Origin of the sequence: Lysobacter sp. CCNWLW3, assembly GCF_036697405.1 — a bacterium.
In the GTDB taxonomy this organism is placed as follows: Bacteria; Pseudomonadota; Gammaproteobacteria; order Xanthomonadales; family Xanthomonadaceae; genus Lysobacter.
Genome location: NZ_JBAHWA010000012.1, coordinates 59,847 through 77,273, shown reverse-complemented (window position 1 = coordinate 77,273; position 17,427 = coordinate 59,847). Strand labels below are relative to the sequence as shown.

The following is a 17,427-nucleotide window of genomic DNA, read 5'->3' as shown; positions in this document are numbered from 1 at the left end:
AAACACATGCGCCCATTCGCTCTCTGTGGGAGCGGCGTGAGCCGCGATCGCGGCAACCCGCACGGCCATGGACCCAGGTTCGCCGACGACATCGCGATGGCGGCCGCCTGCTTTCGTCAATGAGGCGGTCGACGGTGGGTGCGGTGACGCGATCGCGGCTCACGCCGCCCCCATATGGAGCACGCGCCCCCGCGTCAAAAGATGTTCTGCCATGAAAAACGGCCGCATGGGTGCATGCGGCCGTTTGCGTTCGTTGCGGTCCTCAAGTCCGGATAAATCCGGGGCGCCGGCCCGAGGGGAGGCCGGCGCCCCGAGGCAAGCGCCGGACCGCGAACGGTCCGGCGCTGCGCAAGCTCACTGCAGGCCGTCGCGGATCGCGGTGGCCAGGCTGCCCTGCGGGTCGTCGCCGCTGAACTCCCAGAAGAACGCGCCGCCCAGGTTCTGCGCCTTCACGTAGCCCATCTTCTCGATGATCATGGCCGGCGTGTCGTAGCTCCAGAACGTATTGCCGTCGTACTTCCAGGTCGCCCGCGCGTTGGCGTCGGTGTAGATCGTGCCGGCGCGGTTCTTGAGCACCTTGTAGTCCTCGTTGCCGGCCTCGTAGGTGCCGGGCGCCGCGGTGCCGCTCTGGTACAGGCCGTTGTTGACGTTGGGCACGTTGGTCCAGCCGCGGCCGTAGAAGCCGATGCCCAGGTTGAGCTTGGCCGCCGGCACGCCGCGCGACAGGAAGGCCTCGAGCGCGTCGTTGGTGTTGTAGAACTTCTGATCGCCGGTGGAGGGATCGTTCGGCGAATCGAACAGCGCGGTGTGGTGGTTGGTCTTCGCGTCCCAGGTGCCGTGGAAGTCGTAGGTCATCACGTTGATGTAGTCGAGGTACTGGTGATACGCGGCCGGGTTGGTCACGCGCACCTTGTCCACGCCCGCACCGGCGGCGATGGTCAGCAACAGGCCCGGACGCACCGCGTTGAGCTGGCTGCGGAACTCGGCCAGCAGGGCGGTGAAGTTGGCGCTTTCCTCGGCCGTGCCGCAGGTCAGGCCGCAGGCCGCGGGGTACTCCCAGTCCAGATCGATGCCGTCGAACACGCCGGCCGCCGCGCCCACGCCGCCGGCGCCGTCGGTCACCGGCAAGTTGCCGCGGATGTAGGCGTCGATGCAGGAGGCGACGAAGGCCTGGCGGTTCTCCGGGCGCGCCGCGCTGGCGAAGCCGCGCGACCAGGTCCAGCCGCCCAGCGAGATCAGCACCTTCAGGCCCGGGTACTTGGCCTTGAGCTGCTTGAGCTGGTTCCAGTTGCCGCGCAGCGGCTGGTCCCAGGTGTCGGCCGCGCCGCTCACGCTTTCGGCGGCGCCGAAGGCCTTGCTGTAGTCGGCGAAGGCGTCGCCGCCGGCGCCGGTGTTGGGATCGGAGGGCTGGATCACGCCGACTTCGCAGCGGTTGTTGCGCACGTTGCCGAAGGCGTAGTTGATGTGGGTGATCTTGGCCGCCGAGCCGCTGGTGTCGATGTTCTTGACCCGGTAGTTGCGGCCGTAGATGCCCCACTGGGCGAAGTAGCCGATCACGCGCTTGTTGCCGCCGCCGCCGCCCTGGGTGGTGCTGGCGCTGATCTGCGCGCTCTGCGCGGAGGCGTTGCCGGCGTTGTCGCGGGCGCGCACGCGGAAGGCGTAGGCGGTGTTGGCGCTAAGGCCGGTGGCGGTATAGCTGGTCGCGGTCGGCGAGCCGACCAGGCTGCCGTCGCGGTACACGTCGTAACCGGCCACGCCGCTGCCGCCGCTGTTGTCGGTGGAGGCGTTCCAGCTCAGCGAGATGCTGCTGGAAGTCTGTGCGGGCGAGTTCAGGCCGCCGGGCACGCTCGGCGGGGTGGTGTCGGTGGACGGCGCGGTCACGGTGATCGTGGAGATCGCCGAAGTCGTGCTGGCGCCCTGGTTGTCGGTTGCGACCGCCTTGAAGGCGTGGCTGCCGGCGCTGGCGTTGCTCCAAGTCGCCGCATAGGGCGAGCTGGTGTCCACGCCCAGCGAGACGGTGCCGCGGAAGAACTCGACCTGGGCGACGCTGCCGTCGCTGTCGGAGGCGTTGGCGCTGACCGCGATATTGGCGCCGGTCGTGTAGCTGCCGCCGTTGGCCGGCGAGGTCAGGCTGACGCTGGGCGGTTGGTTGGTGCCGACGCCGCAGGCGCCCAGGTCCTGGTACCAGCCGCAGCTGGGGCAGTGGGTGGGCGGCGCGTTCCAGATCTGGATGTTGGCCTGGTACAGGCGGTCCTGATAGACCAGCTTGTCGCCGGGGTTGTAGATGGTCGACGCGTTCCAGGCCGGAATATTGGCGCAGCTGGCGCTTTGCGCCAGCGCGTTCGAGCCCCAGGACGCTGCGATCAGGCAGGTCCATAGCGCCAGTGTGGTCGATCTTGCGTGCTTCATGAGCGTCCTCTCCCTTGCGAAGTCCGATGCGGAATCCCGATCCGTCGCCGGCCGGTGCTGTCCCTCTGTTGTCTGGAAAGGAGGCGCGTGGCCTCGGTGCTGCGCGGGAGGTTCGAACCTCCTCGTAGGTCGCCGCTAGCGGCGCAAAACCGGTACGGGCGCGGCCCGCGTATGCCTGTTGGTTCCCTCCCCGGAGCCGGTGTGGCGGCGCGCGGGGCCGTAACAGCGCTCCGCATCGCCTGTGTCGAGGGCCGAGGCTGTTTTTTGCTGACAACGTTGTCAATCGCGTCAGTATGGCTTTGCGGAGCAGTTCACAAATATTGATGACAACGTCGGTCAGTAGAGGCCCTGTTTGTTGCGTTGCAACGAGATGGAAATGACCGAGAGACAATCGCGGCGTGCTGCGACGGCACCTGTGGGTTGCGGAGCCGGTCGGGGAGGAGCGATAGAGGTAGGTGCGGCGTAAGCCGCGACCGCGATCTTGCGGGCCACGGCGTCGCCCAACGGTGCGGCGCAGGCGCGGCGCATCGGCTTGCTGTAGGAGCGGCGCAAGCCGCGACCGCGACAACTACTTGCGGCGACGACACCGCAGAGCGCGGCAGGCACTCCAGGCCACCACCCTCACGGTCGCGGCTTACGCCGCTCCTACCCCAAGGCGGGCAGCGCCGGTTCAGTGCGCAGGCTTGCCCTTGCGCAACTTCGCGACCGCATCGGCATTCACGGCGTCGGCGCCGCTCTGCGCGCGCAGCCAGCTCGCGAGTTCGGCGACCTGGGCGTCGTCGAGGTCATGGGCGTAGCCCGGCATCGCCTGCATGCGTTCCAACCCGACCAGATCGTGCTCGGGCAGGCCGTCGAGGATGGCCACGAGCAGGTTGTGCGGATCGCGGTCGCGCACGCTGCTGTTGTCGCGCAATCCCGGGGCGACGTGCGGCACGCCTTCGCGATCGCGGCCGTGGCAGCCCGAGCACAGATTCAGATAATGGCCGCGCCCGCCCTGCGGGACGTTCGCGGCCGAGACCATGGCCTGCGCCGGCGGCGGCGTATCGCCGAGCAGGTAAACCGTCATCGCATCCAGATCGGCTTTGCTCAGCCGGCTGGTAGACAGGTTCACCACCGTCAGCATCTCGTCGGACGCCACCGCATGCGCGTTGAGCCCGGTGGCGAGATAGCCACGCAGCTGCGCCGCGTTCCAGCCGCGCGCGGCCAGGCCTTGCGGGGTGATGTCGGGCGCGGCGAAACGTCCCAGCTCGTTATTGCCGGCCAGGGCTTGCGCGCGCTTGAGCTGGCCGGCCCAGCCGCGCGGGCTGTGGCACTCGCCGCAGTGGCCGAGGGCGTCGACCAGATAGCGCCCGCGCTGCCAGGCCGGCGAGGCGCCCTGCGAGGCCGGCCGGGCATCGGCGCCGGCGAAGGCCAGGTTCCACAGCGCGATGCCGCTGCGGATGTTGAAGGGGAAGCTCACGCCGTTCTTGCGGTTGGCCTGCGCCACCGCGGGCTGATGCATCAGATAGGCGTAGATCGCGTCGGAGTCCGCGCGCGCGATATCGCGATAGGACACATAGGGCATGGCCGGATACAACTGATGGCCGTCGCGCGCCTCGCCGCGCGTGAGCGCGTGGTGGAAGTCGTCGGCGGTGTAGCGGCCGATGCCGTGCTCGGGATCGGGGGTGATGTTGGTGCCGTGGATGATGCCGAACGGCGAGGCCAGGGGCACCCCGCCCGCGAACGGCGCGCCGCCGGGCGCGGTGTGGCAGGCGGCGCAATCGGCGGCGTCGGCGAGGTAGCGCCCGCGCGCGAGCTGCTGCGCGCTGGCTTGGACTTTCTGCGCCGGGCCGCGCCCGGCCCACCACTGCAGCAGCCAGCAGCCGATCAGCCAGATCGCGAGCAGCAGCAGCGCCCAGGCCAGGATGCGCCGCCAACCGACCCGGGTCATGGCGCGCGCTCCCGCACCAGGCCCGGCGTGGCCAGCACCAGCGCCTTCACCGCCTGGTAGTAGCGCACGTAGCCGGTGCAGCGGCACAGGTGCGGATCCAGGGCCTCGGTGATCGTGGCTTCGACGTCCGCTGCGGTCACCGGGCTTTTCTTCAGCCGCTCCAGCAACACCGTGGCCGCGTTGACGAAGCCCGGCGTGCAGTAGCCGCACTGGAAGCTGAAATGGTCGAGGAAGGCCTGCTGCACCGGCGACAGCTCGACGATCGCGCCGGCGTCGTCGCGCCGGGCATGGCCTTCGACGGTGCGGATGCGCTTGCCCGCGAAGTAGTGGGCGCCGGTGATGCAACTGCGTACTTCGCGCGGGCCGGCCTCGTCGTCGACGATCACCGTGCAGGCGCGGCACACGCCCTGGCCGCAGCCGAAGCGGGTGCCGGTGAGGCCGAGGTACTCGTGCAGCACGTCGACCAGCATCATGTCCTCGGGCACGTCGATCGGGCCATGGGCGCGGCCGTTGACGTGCAGCTGCAGCGGTCGTTTGACGATGGGCGCGCTCATGCGGCGCTCTCCGAGGCGGTGGTGTCGGTGGCCGCGCCCGACAGCGCCGCGTGCACCTTGTCCGGGGTGATCGGCAGCTCGCGGAAGCGATGCCCGGTGGCGTGCGCGACCGCGTTGGCGATCGCCGGCACCACCGCGATCATCACCACCTCGGCCATGCCCTTGGGCGGGTCGGTGTCGGACAGCGGCGCCAGCACTTCGCCGCTCTGCTTCCACACCGCGACGTCGCGCGCGCGCGGCAGGACGTAGCGGTTGAAGTTCCATGTGCCGTTGCCGGGGCCGTCCTCGTACAGCGGCAGGAATTCGTGCAGGGCGTGGCCGATGCCCATCGCCAGGCCGCCCTGCAATTGCCCGGACACCAGCTCGGGCACGATCTGATTGCCGCATTCGAGAATGGAATGGTGGTTCAGCAGTTCGACCGTGCCGGTGGCGGTGTCGACCGCGACCTCGGCCAGGGTGCCGATCGCGCTGTAGTAGACGACGCCGGCGTTGTTGCGCTGGGTCGGCGGGTAGTGGACGCGCGTGCGCTCGATCATGCGGTAACCGTTCGCGGTCGGCGTGCCGGCGCCGGCGCCGCTGCCGTCGCCCCAGCGCAGGGCGACGCCGTCCAGCGGCAGGCGCGCGTCGTCGCCGGACAGCGGGAACTCGGCCTCGGCCCATTGCCAGCGGTTGAAGGTGTGCACGATGGCGCCGGTCGCCAGGCCCAGCTCGTGCGCCTTCGCGGCCAGTTGCGCCAGCGTCAGCGGCACCAGGCCGGCGGCGGTGAGCTTGCCCGCGATCCAGCGCGCATCCTCGCGCCGCACCACCAGCGGCGCCAGCTGGCCGCCGCCGTAGCCCTGGCCCCACAGCGCGCGCGCCGCCGGCCACAGGCCTTGGGTGAACAGCAGGCGCGCCGCCTCGCGGGTGGCGTGGCCGAAGAAATAGGCCGAATTGCTGGCGCTGCTGGGGATCACCCGGTTCGGGGTCCAGCGCGGATCGCCCTGCTGGCGGTCCTGCTCGGCCTGCGACATCAGCCAGGGGTCGCCGGTGGCGACCATCGGCAGTTCCGGCCACTCGATCTCGCCGGTGCGCACCTCGTCGGCGGGGCGGCCCAGCCATTGCGCGCAGATCGCGGCCTGGCTGGTGGTCATGCCGGTGCCCATCTCGATCGCGACCTGGCGCAGCAGGATGCGGCCGTCCTGGGACAGCGCGACCTCGGCGAAACCGGACTCGGCGCCGGTGCCGAAATCCTTCTGCACGCAGCCGAAGCCGACGCCGTAGCGCTTGCCCGGATGCGCGGCCTCGTATTCGCGCTTGCGCTTGGCGCGCTCGCGCCACAGCGGATGCGCCTTGGCCTTGGCCAGCACTTCGTCGGCGCGTTGCGCGCCGCCCGGGATCGCGCCCTGGGTGTTCTTCATGCCGGACTTGAACACGTTGCGCTCGCGCAGTTCGATCGGGTCCAGGCCGAGTTCGGCCGCGACCTCGTCGACCAGCATTTCGGTCGCGCCCATGCTCTGCAGGGTGCCGTAGCCGCGCGCCGAGCCGGCATCGAGCGCGCGCGAGGCGATCACGGTGCTGGCCAGGTCGCTGCGCGGGAAGTAGTAGATCGATTGCGCCGCGGTCGCCGCGACCAGGCACACCGAGGGCGAGAAGTTGCGCCGGCCGCCGCCGTCGCCGGTCATGTCGCCTTGCAGGATCTCGAAGCGGCCGCTTTTGCGGTCCACCGCGATCCGATAGCGCATGCGGAAACTGTGGCGCTTGAGGCTGGCCTGGAACTGTTCGTAACGGTCGTTGGCCAGGCGCACCGCGCGGCCGTCGCCGTACAGGCCCGCGACCAGTGCATAGAACGGGAAGGGGTTGTGGTCCTTGGAACCGTAGCCGACGGTGTAGCACGGATGCAGCACCAGCCGCTTCACGCCCAGCGCGCTGGCGGCCAGCATGCGCGCGCCGTCCTCGGCGATTTCCTGCGGCGACTGCGTGGCCGTCACCAGGTGCAAGGTGGCGCTGTCGCGGTCGTACCAGCCGTTGCCGTTGTCGGGTTCCAGCGCGGCGGTGTCGATGGATTGCGAGAAGTATTCGCGCTGCAGCACCAGGCGGCCGTCGGCGGGCGCGTCCAGGCTGGCCGCCATCGCCGCCGCATGCGCCGCGCCCTGGGCGTCGATCGCGCCGTCGGCGTTGGCGGCCGGCCATTGCGGCTGGTTCTTGCGGTAGCCGGACGGGAACAGCGGCGTGTCCTTGAGGCTGGAATAGGCGTCGTCGTCGTAGGCGGTGGCGCCGCCCACGCGCACGTAGCGGAAGCTGGCCCAGGGCTCGCGCTGCAGCGGGCCGGTCTGCGCGCCCCAGCGGATCAGATCCTCGCGGAACTTCAGGCGCGTCTTGGCGGCGCGGAAGCGATCGAAGTCGTGCCAGATCAGCAGCGCGACCGCATGCCCCAGATAGGCCGGCGTCTGGCCTTCGGGCAGCAGCATGTGCTCGCCGTAGAAGGGCGGGAAGCCGACCCGGTCGCGCGCGAGATCGGCGGCGCCGACGATGCGGTCGGGTTGCAGGCCATCGCCCAGTATCGACAGGTCGTAGCCGGCGTAGACGCGGTCGGCGCGGGTCACCCGCAGCAGCATGGCGTGCGCCTGCTGTTGCGGCCAGCCGGGCAAGTCGCGCGCGCGCATGTCGAAGCTGAAGACTTTTTCGCCGCTGACCTTGGCGGTGGCGTCGGTGCGGTAACGGATCTTGCCGGTGGCCGCGTCCCAGGGCATCGGCCGCAGGCGCTCGCGTTCGAACAGGGCGGCCAGCGCGGCGCTGCCCGGCGCGGCGACGTAGACCGAGATGCCGGCCACCACGCTGCATTTGAGGAAATCGCGACGGCTGAGGCGGGCTGGCATGGAGGGCGTCCTAGCTGGCTCCAGCGCATAGTAACCACAAGTCCGGCGGGAAAAATCGCAGCGTGCCGCGCGGCCGGCGCCGGGCGCGCTATCTCCGTCGGCGATGTGTAGGCTTGGTGAGGAACAAGACGACGCGAGCGTGGACGCTCGTCTGCCGGCGTGGCGCGCTCAGGCCGCGAATGCGCGCTTGATCGCGTCGGCGGCCTCGACGGCCTTGGCTTGCAGCAGGAAGTGCGGGCCGTCGAGTTCCACGCAGTTCGCCTGCGGCAGGGTCGCGCGTATGTGCTCCCAGCTGCGCCGCGACACCAGCCGGTCGTGGCGGCCGCGCAGGTACAGCAGCGGGCAGGCGACCCGGGCCAGGGCCGCGGTTTCCTCGGCCGTGCTGCCCGCATGCATGCGCGCGCGGATCGTCGCCGGATCCAGCGAGCCCAGCACCTCGCGCGTGCGCGCCAGCCATTCCTCGCTGGCCCAGGCGCCTAGCATCGCCGCCGCGGTCAGCCGGGCCGGGATGCGGTCAATCGGCAGGGCGGTGCCGATCCGGCCCAGCCACGAGGCAGGCAAGCGCCAGCCCGGCGGGCTGGGCGCGCGCGCGAAGCTCGCGCACAGCACCAGGCCGCGCAGGCCGTCGGGCTGCGCGGCGGCGAGGCGGATCGCGATCGGGCCGGAGAAGGATTCGCCCAGCAGCAGGAAGGGTTCGCCGCGCGGCAGGCGCGCGCGTACGTAGGCGGTAAGCCGGTCGTAGCCCCAGGCGGCGTCGCGCGGATAGGCGACGATCCCGGCACGGAACTGCGGCGCCAGCGCCGCGGCGAAGTCGCTCAGCAGCGCGCCGGTGCCGTCCATGCCGGGGAGCAGCAGACAACGGATGACTAGGTCTCGTCGGGCTGGCCGAGCCGGCTCTCCAGCCGATCCAGCATGCGCAGCACGTACTGGCGATTGCGCGCCAGCTTGATCCAGGTCGGCAGGCGCGAAAACATCGAGCGGTGGACCGGGACGCGCCGTTCGCGCTGCTGGGCGCCCACGTAGCGGCGCAGCTCTTCGAGGTGGGCGCGGTTGTACACCCACAGCGGGCCGGCGCGGGTCGTTTCGATCAGCCGCAGCGGCAGGCCGAAGTGCGGATCGTGGCCGTCGTCCGCGTGCAGGCGCTGCGCCGATACCTCCACCAGGCTGCTGTGCCCGCAGCTGGGACAGGTCCGGGCGATGCTGCCGAATCCGGGGCTCGAACGCAGGTCGGGCACGCGCGCCGAGTCCGCTTCGAAGTCGCGCTGCTGGTTCACGCACAGCCATTGATGGCCGCAGTAGCCGCAGGGCCGGCGGCCCCACAGGCGGATCCGGCCCAGCCAGTCGTCGCGTTCGCTGCGCGCTTGCAGGCCGCAATGCGCGCACACGAAAGCGGCGGTCCAGCGCCGTTCGGCCCAGCTCGCCAGCACCACCCCGGGCCGGTCGCAGCGCTTGCAGCGGACTTCGACGCGTTGCGCGAACGACCACAGGCCCAGGCCGGTGTCGCGATGGCGGGCCGGTGCGGCGACGGTCGCGGCCTGCGTCATTTGATCCTCGTCAGGCCGCGATAGGACTCGTCGGCGTTCTCGACATGGATGCCCAGCGGCTCGGCGCCGGCGGTGATCCTGAGCCGCGCGCCGGGCGCGAGCTCCGACTCGATCACGGTCTGCGCGGGTGTGGTGACCGTCACCCGCATGCCCACCGTGCCGCCGTTGTCGATGTTGAGCACGTCGCCGGGCTGGAGATCCTGGCTGCGGGTGGTCTGGCTCATGTCGTGGCTCGCGCCGCGCTCCTCAGCACTCGATGACGTTGACCGCCAGGCCGCCGCGCGAGGTTTCCTTGTACTTGTCCTGCATGTCGCGGCCGGTGTCGCGCATGGTCTTGATGACCTTGTCCAGGCTGACCTTGTGCTTGCCGTCGCCGCGCATGGCCATGCGGTAGGCGTTGATCGCCTTGACCGCGCCCATGGCGTTGCGCTCGATGCAGGGGATCTGGACCAGGCCGCCGATCGGGTCGCAGGTCAGGCCCAGGTTGTGCTCCATGCCGATCTCGGCGGCGTTCTCGATCTGGCTGGCGGTGCCGCCCAGGGCGGCGACCAGGCCGGCGGCGGCCATCGAGCAGGCCACGCCGACCTCGCCCTGGCAGCCGACTTCGGCGCCGCTGATGGAGGCGTTTTCCTTGTACAGGATGCCGACCGCGGCCGCGGTGAGCAGGAAGTTGCGCACGCCCTGGATGTTGGCGCCGGGGCAGAAGCGGTCGTAGTAGTGCAGCACCGAGGGGATGATGCCGGCCGCGCCGTTGGTGGGCGCGGTGACCACGCGCCCGCCGGCGGCGTTCTCTTCGTTGACCGCCAGCGCGTACAGGTTGACCCAGTCGAGCACGGTCAGCGGGTCGCGCATCGCCGCTTCGGGTTTGCTCGACAACTCGGCGAACAGCGCCGGCGCGCGCCGCGACACGTGCAGGCCGCCGGGCAGGGTGCCGGTCTGACGGATGCCGCGCTCGACGCAGGCCTGCATCGCCGTCCAGATTTCGTCCAGGCCGGTGTTGATCTGCTCCGGCGTGCGCCAGGCCTGTTCGTTGGCGAACATCAGCTCGGCGATGCTCAGCCCGCTGCGCTGGGCCTGGGCCAGCAGTGCGTCGCCGGAGTGGAAGGGGTAGGGCAGGTCGGTGGTGTCGGCGACGATGCGGTCTTCGGCCGCTTCGTCCTGATTGACCACGAAGCCGCCGCCGACCGAGTAGTAGTCGCGCGTGGCGATCACTTCGCCGTCGCCGTCGTAGGCGGTGAAGCGCATGCCGTTGGTGTGGAAGGGCAGCTTCTGGCGCTTGTTCATGATCAGATCGTGCTTCTCGTCGAAGCCGATCTCGCGCCGGCCGAACAGGCGGATGCGCTTGCTGCCGCGGATGCGCTCGAGCGCGTCGGGGATGATGTCGGGGTCGATCTGGTTCGGCCAATGGCCTTCCAGGCCCATCAGCACGGCCTTGTCGGTGCCGTGGCCGCGGCCGGTGAGGGCGAGCGAGCCGAACACTTCGGCGCGCAGGCGCGTGCAGCGCTCCAGGTCGCTGCCGTTGCCGGCGCCGCCTTCGACCAGCCAGCGCTCGACGAAGCGCGCGGCGGCGCGCATTGGGCCGACGGTGTGGGAGGAGCTCGGACCGATGCCGATTTTGAAAAGATCGAAGGTGCTGACGGCCATGGGGCGGGGGATGCTCGGCTGGAGGGCGATGGGACGCGGTCAGCGTCCGTTGGCGATCTTGCGGTAGCGGGCGCTGCTGCGTTCGTCGGGTTCGCGCAGCTGGAGGCTGTTCGGGCCGCTCATGCGTGCCGGATACTCCCATCGCTGTTCGGTGGGCGTGTGGGCGATGCGCAGGCGGCAGGTCTTGCGGTCGAAGCTCAAACTGCCGCCGAGCGGATCCGGGCGTTGGTGCAGCCAGGAATCGAAGCCGCGGCGGCCGTCCTGTTCGTTGAGCTCGAACCGTTCGAAACGGCCGCCGTCGCTGCTTTCACAGGCGGCGATCAATCGCGCGGCCTGGACGCCGCAGGCCGGGCCCGCCCACGCGACGGCGGGCGCCAGCAGCGGCGCGCCCAGGATCGCGGTGGGGATCGAGCGGAGGGCCATGGGCCGTCCCAAGATGGACTCTAGGTATTCTAGACGCTCGCGAACCCCGCCACCTCAGTACGCAAGCGCATGCACCTGACTCTGTACCAACGCGACGACTGCCACCTCTGCGACCTGGCCCTGGAGGTGCTGGCGCAGGCGCGCGCGCCCGAGTTCGACAGCGTCTTCATCGACGAGGATGCGGCGCTGGAAGCGCGCTACGGCACGCGCGTGCCGGTATTGCGCGACGAGGGCCGCGGGCGGGAGCTGGAATGGCCGTTCGACGCGGCGCGGTTGCGCGACTTCCTGGGCGCCTGATCCGGCATGCGGTGCGGTGCGCCTTCGGCTTACCGCACCCTACGAGAGCCGCAGGGTGCGGCGGCAACCGCGCCATCGCCATGCCACGGTCCTACTTCGCGGGCACCAGGTTCACCTTGGTGCTGACTGCGACTTCGTTCGGAATGATCGAGATATCGGCCCAGTCGCCGCCGCCGACGCCGAAGTCCAGGCGCTTGACCGTGGCCTTGCCGCTGAGCACCGGCTTGGCGCCCGCGGTCCAAGTGAAGACCAGGGTGACCGGCTTGCTGACGCCGCGCAGGGTCAGGGTGCCGTCGGCGGCGTAGTTGTTGCCGCCCATGCTGCGGAAGCGGGTGGCGGTGTAGCGCGCCTGCGGGAACTTGCTGATGCTGAAGAAATCGGCGCCCTTGAGGGTGTCGTCGCGCTCGGCGTTGGCGGTGGTGACACCGGCCAGGGGGATGACGATGTCGAATTTCGCGGTGGTCAGATTCGTCGGATCGAAGCTGATCTTGCTGCTGAAGCCGGGCAGGCGGCCGCTGAACACCTCGCCCTGGTACTTGGTGGCGAAGGTCAGGGTCGAGCTGGGCGCCTGCGCGTAGTCGGCGGCGTAGGCCGGCGCGGCGGCGAACAGCAGGGCGAAGGCGAGGGGCTTAAGGGACATCGGGGTTCTCCGGAGCGGGGGCGGGGGCGACGACCACGGGCGCGGCTTCGGCCGCGGCCGGCGCCTGGCGCAGGCGCATCGGCAGCATGCGGCGCAGGGTGTCGTCGTTCTGGAACAGGTGGTGGTAGAACGCGGCGCCGGCATGCGCGAGCACCAGCAGCAGGAGCAGCCAGAAGCCGTTCTCGTGCAGGGATTCGCTCAGGTCGGCCAGGCCGGGATCGACCGCGGCGATCTTGGGCAGGTTGAACAGGCCGAAATACTGCAGCGGGTAGCCGGAGCTTGAGTTGAACAGCCAGCCGGTGATCGGCATGGCGAACATCAGCGCGTACAGCGCCCAGTGGGTGAGCGAGGCGATGCGTTCCTGCCAGTGCGGGGTGCCCGCGACCGGCTTGGGCGCGCCGGCGTAGAAGCGCCACAGCAGGCGCAGCAGCACCAGGCTCAGCAAGGTCAGGCCCAGCGATTTGTGCAGGGCGTAGATCTTGATCTTGGACGGGCCGTTGGCCATGTCGGTCATGGTCAGGCCGAGGATCGCGATCGTGGCGATCAGCAGCACGATCGCCCAATGCAGCAGCTGGCTGATCGCGCCCCAGCGGAGTTCGGTGTTCTTGATCGTCATGCGTTCGGTACCGGGGCGGGTTCGTAGGGGTCGTTGTCGGGCTTGTCCGGCGGCGCCGTCGGCGCGGCTTCGGGTTCGGCGGGCAGGGGCTCGGCGTCGGCTTCGCCGGCCTTGCGGTCGCGCACGGCCTCGGCCTCGATGCGCAACTCGACGCTGTCGCCGATCACCGATTTCCATGCGTCGATGCCGAACTCGGCGCGGCTCAGCGTCGCGGTCGCGGAAAAACCGGCGGTACGGCGGAACGGCGGCAGCGGGTGGCGCTTGAGCGCATTGAGGGTCACGTCCATGCACAGCGGCCGGGTCTGGCCGCGCAGGCTGAGCTGGCCGCAGACCTTGGCATGCTCGGCGTCGACCGGTTCGATCCGGTCGGACACGAAGCGCGCCTCCGGATAGCGTTCGCCGTCGAGCAGGTTGCCGGCCAGCGCGGCCGCGTTCCATTTCGCCTCGCCCAGGTCGAGCCTGGCAATCGGCACGCGCACGTCCAGGCGCGCGCTGCGCCAGTCCCGGCGATCGAAGCTGAGCGTGCCGGTGCTGCCGGATACCGTGCCCAGGGCCTTGGAGAAGCCGGCGTGCGAAATCGCGAACATCACCCGCGTGTGCACCGGGTCCAGCGCGTACGTGTCCGGACCGTCCGCGCGCGCCTGCGACGCCAGCGCGCACAGCGCGAGCGCGCAGATCAGCGGACGGTGGGGCGGATTCGGCACGCGGCGCTCCTCAGGCAGGTCCAAGCCTGCATCGTCCGGGGATTCTATGGATCGCACGATGAACCCGTAGACGCGTGTCCGCAACGGTCCGTTGCGGACCGGTCGCGGAACGCACGTAGGGGTTGCGCGGTCGCGGCCCTTGCTTCGCCGGGCCCGGATCGGGGAGCCTAGCGGCCGTATCAGGCAAGGAATCGGACCGAGGATGCGCAGGCCAGCGGTCGTGCACGGAAGCCCCGCTTGGGCGGGTTGGGCCTTGTGGCTGCTGTTCGCCGCGTTGGCCCTGCCGGCGCGCGCGGCGCTGCCGGAGACGCCGCAGTTCCGTTACTACGGCGTCGCCGAGGGCATGCCGTCCAGCACCGTGGCCGCGCTGGCGCAGGATGCCGAAGGCTACATCTGGATGGCCACCCACGACGGCCTGGCGCGCTACGACGGCATCAGCTTCCGGGTCTGGCGCCACGTGCCCGGCGATCCGGGCTCGCTGCCCAGCAACATGGTCCAGGCCCTGCACGTGGATGCGCGCAACCGGGTCTGGGTCGGGCTCAGCGGCGGCGGCCTGCACATGCTCGACCGCGAACGCCAGAACTTCGTCCACTACGGCCGCGACACCCATCCCGACATCGGCAGCGACGAGATCTACACGATCGCGTCCACGCCCGATGGCGCGATCTGGTTCGGCACCGACGGCGCCGGCGTGCACCGCCTCGACGCCGAGGGACGCATCGCCCGCTTCATGCCGGTCAAGCCCGCTGCCGGCGAATCCGCGTCCGCCAAGGGCGCCGACGGCCTGCCCGGCGAATACATCTGGACCATGAAGACCGACAGCGCGGGCCGGCTCTGGGTCGGCACCACCACCGGCCTGGCGTATTGGGACGGCAGCCGCTTCCGACGCGTCGAGCACGCCGGCATCAGCGGCGCCTGGGTCACCGCGCTGACGCCGGCCGCCGACGGCTCGATGTGGATCGGCGCCGGCCTGCGCGCGTTCCGGCGCGCGCCCGACGGCGCGATCGCGCAGATGCCGTGGTTCCAGCCCGCCGACAAGACCGGCGTCTACGGCGTGGTCGGCGACGGCCCCGGCAACTACTGGGTCGCGACCCATCGTGGACTGCGCCGGGTGCGCGGCGGCCGCCTCACGCCGCTGGCCGGCGACGCCGCGATCGCGCAGATCAACACGCTGGACCTGCTGCAGGACCACGAAGGCGGCTGGTGGTTCGCGACCGAGGAGGAAGGGGTGGCCTATCTGGCGCCGAACTGGCGCCAGTTCACCGTGCTCAAGCCCAGCAGCGGCCGTCCGGGCGCGCCGCGCGTGGCCTACATGCGCGACCTGGCGGCCACCGGCGACGGCAACGTGTGGATGGTGGGCGAGCGCGGCCTGATCGACCGCCTGGATCTGGCCGACGGCCGTTCCAGCCAGCGCACCGTGCCGGCGCTGGCCGATGCCGCTCTGTATTCGGTGCTGGAAGCGCGCGACGGCGCGTTGTGGTTCGGCGACAACCGCGGCCTGACCCGGGTGGCCGCGAACGGCGCGGTGCGCAACTGGACCGCGACCTCGCCGCGCGACGCGGCCCTGGGCGACGACGGCATCACCGACCAGCTCGTGCAGACGCCCGACGGCAAGGTCTGGATCGCCTACATGCCGCCGGCGCTGCAGATGCGCGACAGCGAGGGGCGGGTGGAAGTGTCGGTGAAGCCCGAGGACGACCGCGGCGTCGACACCCTCTACATCGAGCAGATCGACGTCGGTCCCGACGGAGCGCTGTGGATGGCCGGTCCCTCCGGCCTGTCGCGCTGGAACGCGGCGACGAGCCGCTTCGACGGCTTGCCCGGCAGCCCCATCGATCGCGTGTTCGGCTTCGCCATGGCCGGCAAGGACCGGCTCTGGCTGCACCGTCTGGAAGCCCTGGAGCAGTACGCCTGGGACGGCCGCGAGCTGCGCCTGCTCAGTCGCGTGAGCGGCGACGAGGGCCTGCCCGCGACCGAGTCCGGCGGCGTGCTGGCCTGGGGCGACAACGTCTGGCTGACCACCCGCCGCGGCCTGATCTGCTGGAACCAAACCCGCCAGCGCCTGCGCATCTACGGCATGCGCGACGGCCTGCCCAGCCAGGAGTTCACCGAACGCAATCCGCTGCTCACGCCTTCCGGTATCGCGGTGGCCAGCACCATGGAAGGCGTGGTGCTGTTCGACGCCGGGCGCGCGCCCGAGGCGGCCAAGGCGCCGCGGCTGGTGATCGAAACCCTGAGCTACCGCCGCGACGAGGACGAGTTCAAGCTCGATCCCGAGCGCCCGGTGGTGCTGGGCCCGCAGGACCGCGACCTGCGCGTGTCGGCGCGATTGCTGTCCTTCGTCGATCTGCAATCGCACCGCTACCGCTTCCGCCTGCACGGCTACGACCCGGATTGGGTGATCCAGCCCGGCAACGGCGAGCGCGTGTTCTCGAAGCTGGAACCGGGCAGCTATCGCATGGAGGTGCAGGCGGCCAACGCCGACGGCATCTGGTCGCAGTCGCGCCGGTTCTCGCTGACCGTGCAACCGCCGTGGTGGCGCACGCCGCCGGCGCTGGCGGCCCTGGTCGGCCTGATCATCCTGGGCGCGTGGTGGGCCGCCGATCGCTACCGCAGGCGCCTCAAGCGCCGCCTCGACTGGCAGGCCGCCGAGCACGAGCGCGAGATCGCCAAACAGGCCTCGCTGGCCAAGACCCGTTTCCTGGCCACGCTCGGCCACGAGGTGCGCACGCCCATGACCGGCGTGCTCGGCATGAGCGAGCTGCTGCTGGACACGCCGCTGGATCAGCTCCAGCGCGGTTACACCGAATCGATCCAGCGCGCCGGCAAGCATCTGCTGCGCCTGGTCAACGACGCCCTCGACCTGGCCCGGATCGAATCGGGCAAGCTCGAACTCGCCGACGAGGCCTTCGACCTGCGCGCGCTGGTCGAGGACGCGAGCGCGCTGATGGCGCCGCTGGCGCGCAAGCGCGGGCTGGTGTTCGAACTGGAGATCGCCGACGACGCGCCGCGCGGCCTGCGCGGCGATCCGCACCGGGTCCGCCAGATCCTGCTCAACCTGCTAGGCAACGCGATCAAGTTCACCGAGCAGGGCAAGGTCGCGCTGCGGGTGAGCACGCTGGCGCCGCAGGGCGTGCGCTTCGAGGTCGCCGACACCGGGCCGGGCTTGAACGAGGAGCAACAGTCGCGCCTGTTCCGCCGCTTCGAGCAGGCTGAAGGCGCGCGCACCGCCGCGCGTTACGGCGGCAGCGGCCTGGGCCTGGCGATCTGCCAGGAACTGGCGGCGGCGATGAACGGCCTGCTCTCGGTGGAGAGCAGGCCCGGCGAGGGCGCGCGCTTCCGCTTCGAACTGCCGCTGCCGGCGGCGATCGTCGGCAGCGGCGCCGGCATGGCGGACCGGATCGGCGAATCGCGGCGCGCGCCGCTGGCGCTGCTGCTGGTCGAGGACGACGCCACCGTGGCCCAGGTCATCGCCGGCCTGTTGCGCGCGCAAGGCCATCGCGTGACCCACGTCGGCAACGGCCTGGCCGCGCTGACCGAGGTGGCGACCGCGAACTACGACGCGGCGCTGCTGGATCTGGATCTGCCCGGTCTCAACGGCTTGGATCTGGCCCGGCAGCTGCGCGCCGGGGGCTATGCGCGGCCGCTGATCGCGGTGACCGCGCGCGCCGACGCCGAGGCCGAGCCGCAGGCGATCGCGGCCGGCTTCGACCGCTTCGTGCGCAAGCCGGTGACCGGCGCGATGCTGGCCGCGGTGCTCGACGAGGCCCTGCCGCCGGCGCCGTGAAGGCCGGCTGCCGCGGCCGCGCCG

Annotated in this window: 13 protein-coding genes and 1 pseudogene; 2 read left to right on the top strand and 12 right to left on the bottom strand. The window is 70.7% G+C overall.

Features of this window, described 5'->3' with window-relative positions; translation table 11 throughout:
- Positions 1 to 354: 354 nt before the first annotated feature.
- The 9 genes from V1318_RS16695 to V1318_RS16655 form a co-directional block, all read right to left on the bottom strand.
- Complete coding sequence (locus tag V1318_RS16695; RefSeq protein WP_332940858.1) at positions 355 to 2,409, bottom strand: glycosyl hydrolase family 18 protein; 2,055 nt, start codon at positions 2,407 to 2,409, stop codon at positions 355 to 357.
- Between the two features lie 670 nt (positions 2,410 to 3,079).
- On the bottom strand, positions 3,080 to 4,339 hold the full coding sequence (locus V1318_RS16690; protein WP_332940857.1) for a cytochrome c: 1,260 nt from the start codon (positions 4,337 to 4,339) through the stop codon (positions 3,080 to 3,082).
- Positions 4,336 to 4,893 (bottom strand): (2Fe-2S)-binding protein, encoded by a 558-nt coding sequence (locus tag V1318_RS16685; protein ID WP_332940856.1) that lies wholly within the window; start codon positions 4,891 to 4,893, stop codon positions 4,336 to 4,338. Before V1318_RS16685 ends, V1318_RS16690 begins: the two co-directional genes overlap by 4 nt.
- On the bottom strand, positions 4,890 to 7,748 hold the full coding sequence (locus tag V1318_RS16680) for a molybdopterin cofactor-binding domain-containing protein (RefSeq protein WP_332940855.1): 2,859 nt from the start codon (positions 7,746 to 7,748) through the stop codon (positions 4,890 to 4,892). Before V1318_RS16680 ends, V1318_RS16685 begins: the two co-directional genes overlap by 4 nt.
- A gap of 168 nt (positions 7,749 to 7,916) precedes the next feature.
- Positions 7,917 to 8,588 (bottom strand): alpha/beta fold hydrolase, encoded by a 672-nt coding sequence (locus V1318_RS16675; protein ID WP_332940854.1) that lies wholly within the window; start codon positions 8,586 to 8,588, stop codon positions 7,917 to 7,919.
- A gap of 26 nt (positions 8,589 to 8,614) precedes the next feature.
- A complete protein-coding gene (locus V1318_RS16670) occupies positions 8,615 to 9,292 on the bottom strand; it encodes a hypothetical protein (RefSeq protein WP_332940853.1) in 678 nt (225 codons plus the stop codon).
- Positions 9,289 to 9,516 carry a hypothetical protein gene (locus tag V1318_RS16665; RefSeq protein WP_332940852.1) on the bottom strand — a complete coding sequence of 76 codons (228 nt, stop codon included), beginning with the start codon at positions 9,514 to 9,516 and terminating at the stop codon, positions 9,289 to 9,291. The genes V1318_RS16670 and V1318_RS16665 overlap by 4 nt, the downstream gene beginning before the upstream one ends.
- Before the next feature lie 22 nt (positions 9,517 to 9,538).
- Complete coding sequence (locus V1318_RS16660) at positions 9,539 to 10,936, bottom strand: L-serine ammonia-lyase (protein WP_332940851.1); 1,398 nt, start codon at positions 10,934 to 10,936, stop codon at positions 9,539 to 9,541.
- A gap of 39 nt (positions 10,937 to 10,975) precedes the next feature.
- Positions 10,976 to 11,359 carry a hypothetical protein gene (locus tag V1318_RS16655; protein WP_332940850.1) on the bottom strand — a complete coding sequence of 128 codons (384 nt, stop codon included), beginning with the start codon at positions 11,357 to 11,359 and terminating at the stop codon, positions 10,976 to 10,978.
- Between the two features lie 69 nt (positions 11,360 to 11,428).
- Between V1318_RS16655 and V1318_RS16650 the strand changes: the two genes are divergently transcribed.
- Positions 11,429 to 11,656 carry a glutaredoxin family protein gene (locus V1318_RS16650; protein ID WP_332940849.1) on the top strand — a complete coding sequence of 76 codons (228 nt, stop codon included), beginning with the start codon at positions 11,429 to 11,431 and terminating at the stop codon, positions 11,654 to 11,656.
- A 91-nt stretch (positions 11,657 to 11,747) separates the two neighbouring features.
- Here V1318_RS16650 and V1318_RS16645 read toward each other — a convergent pair whose 3' ends face one another.
- The 3 genes and pseudogenes from V1318_RS16645 to V1318_RS16635 all read right to left on the bottom strand — a co-directional run bounded on the left by V1318_RS16645 (position 11,748) and on the right by V1318_RS16635 (position 13,589).
- The gene (locus V1318_RS16645) at positions 11,748 to 12,296 is read right to left on the bottom strand and encodes a YceI family protein (RefSeq protein ID WP_332940848.1); all 549 of its coding nucleotides are present in this window, start codon (positions 12,294 to 12,296) and stop codon (positions 11,748 to 11,750) included.
- 79 nt (positions 12,297 to 12,375) lie between these two features.
- A pseudogene (locus V1318_RS16640) lies at positions 12,376 to 12,912 on the bottom strand (cytochrome b); the annotation flags it as partial.
- Positions 12,909 to 13,589 carry a YceI family protein gene (locus V1318_RS16635; protein WP_332940880.1) on the bottom strand — a complete coding sequence of 227 codons (681 nt, stop codon included), beginning with the start codon at positions 13,587 to 13,589 and terminating at the stop codon, positions 12,909 to 12,911. The gene V1318_RS16635 and the pseudogene V1318_RS16640, both read right to left, overlap by 4 nt.
- Before the next feature lie 280 nt (positions 13,590 to 13,869).
- Here V1318_RS16635 and V1318_RS16630 point away from each other — a divergent pair, with 280 nt between their 5' ends.
- Positions 13,870 to 17,403 (top strand): ATP-binding protein, encoded by a 3,534-nt coding sequence (locus V1318_RS16630; RefSeq protein WP_332940847.1) that lies wholly within the window; start codon positions 13,870 to 13,872, stop codon positions 17,401 to 17,403.
- The last annotated feature ends 24 nt before the right edge of the window (positions 17,404 to 17,427 follow it).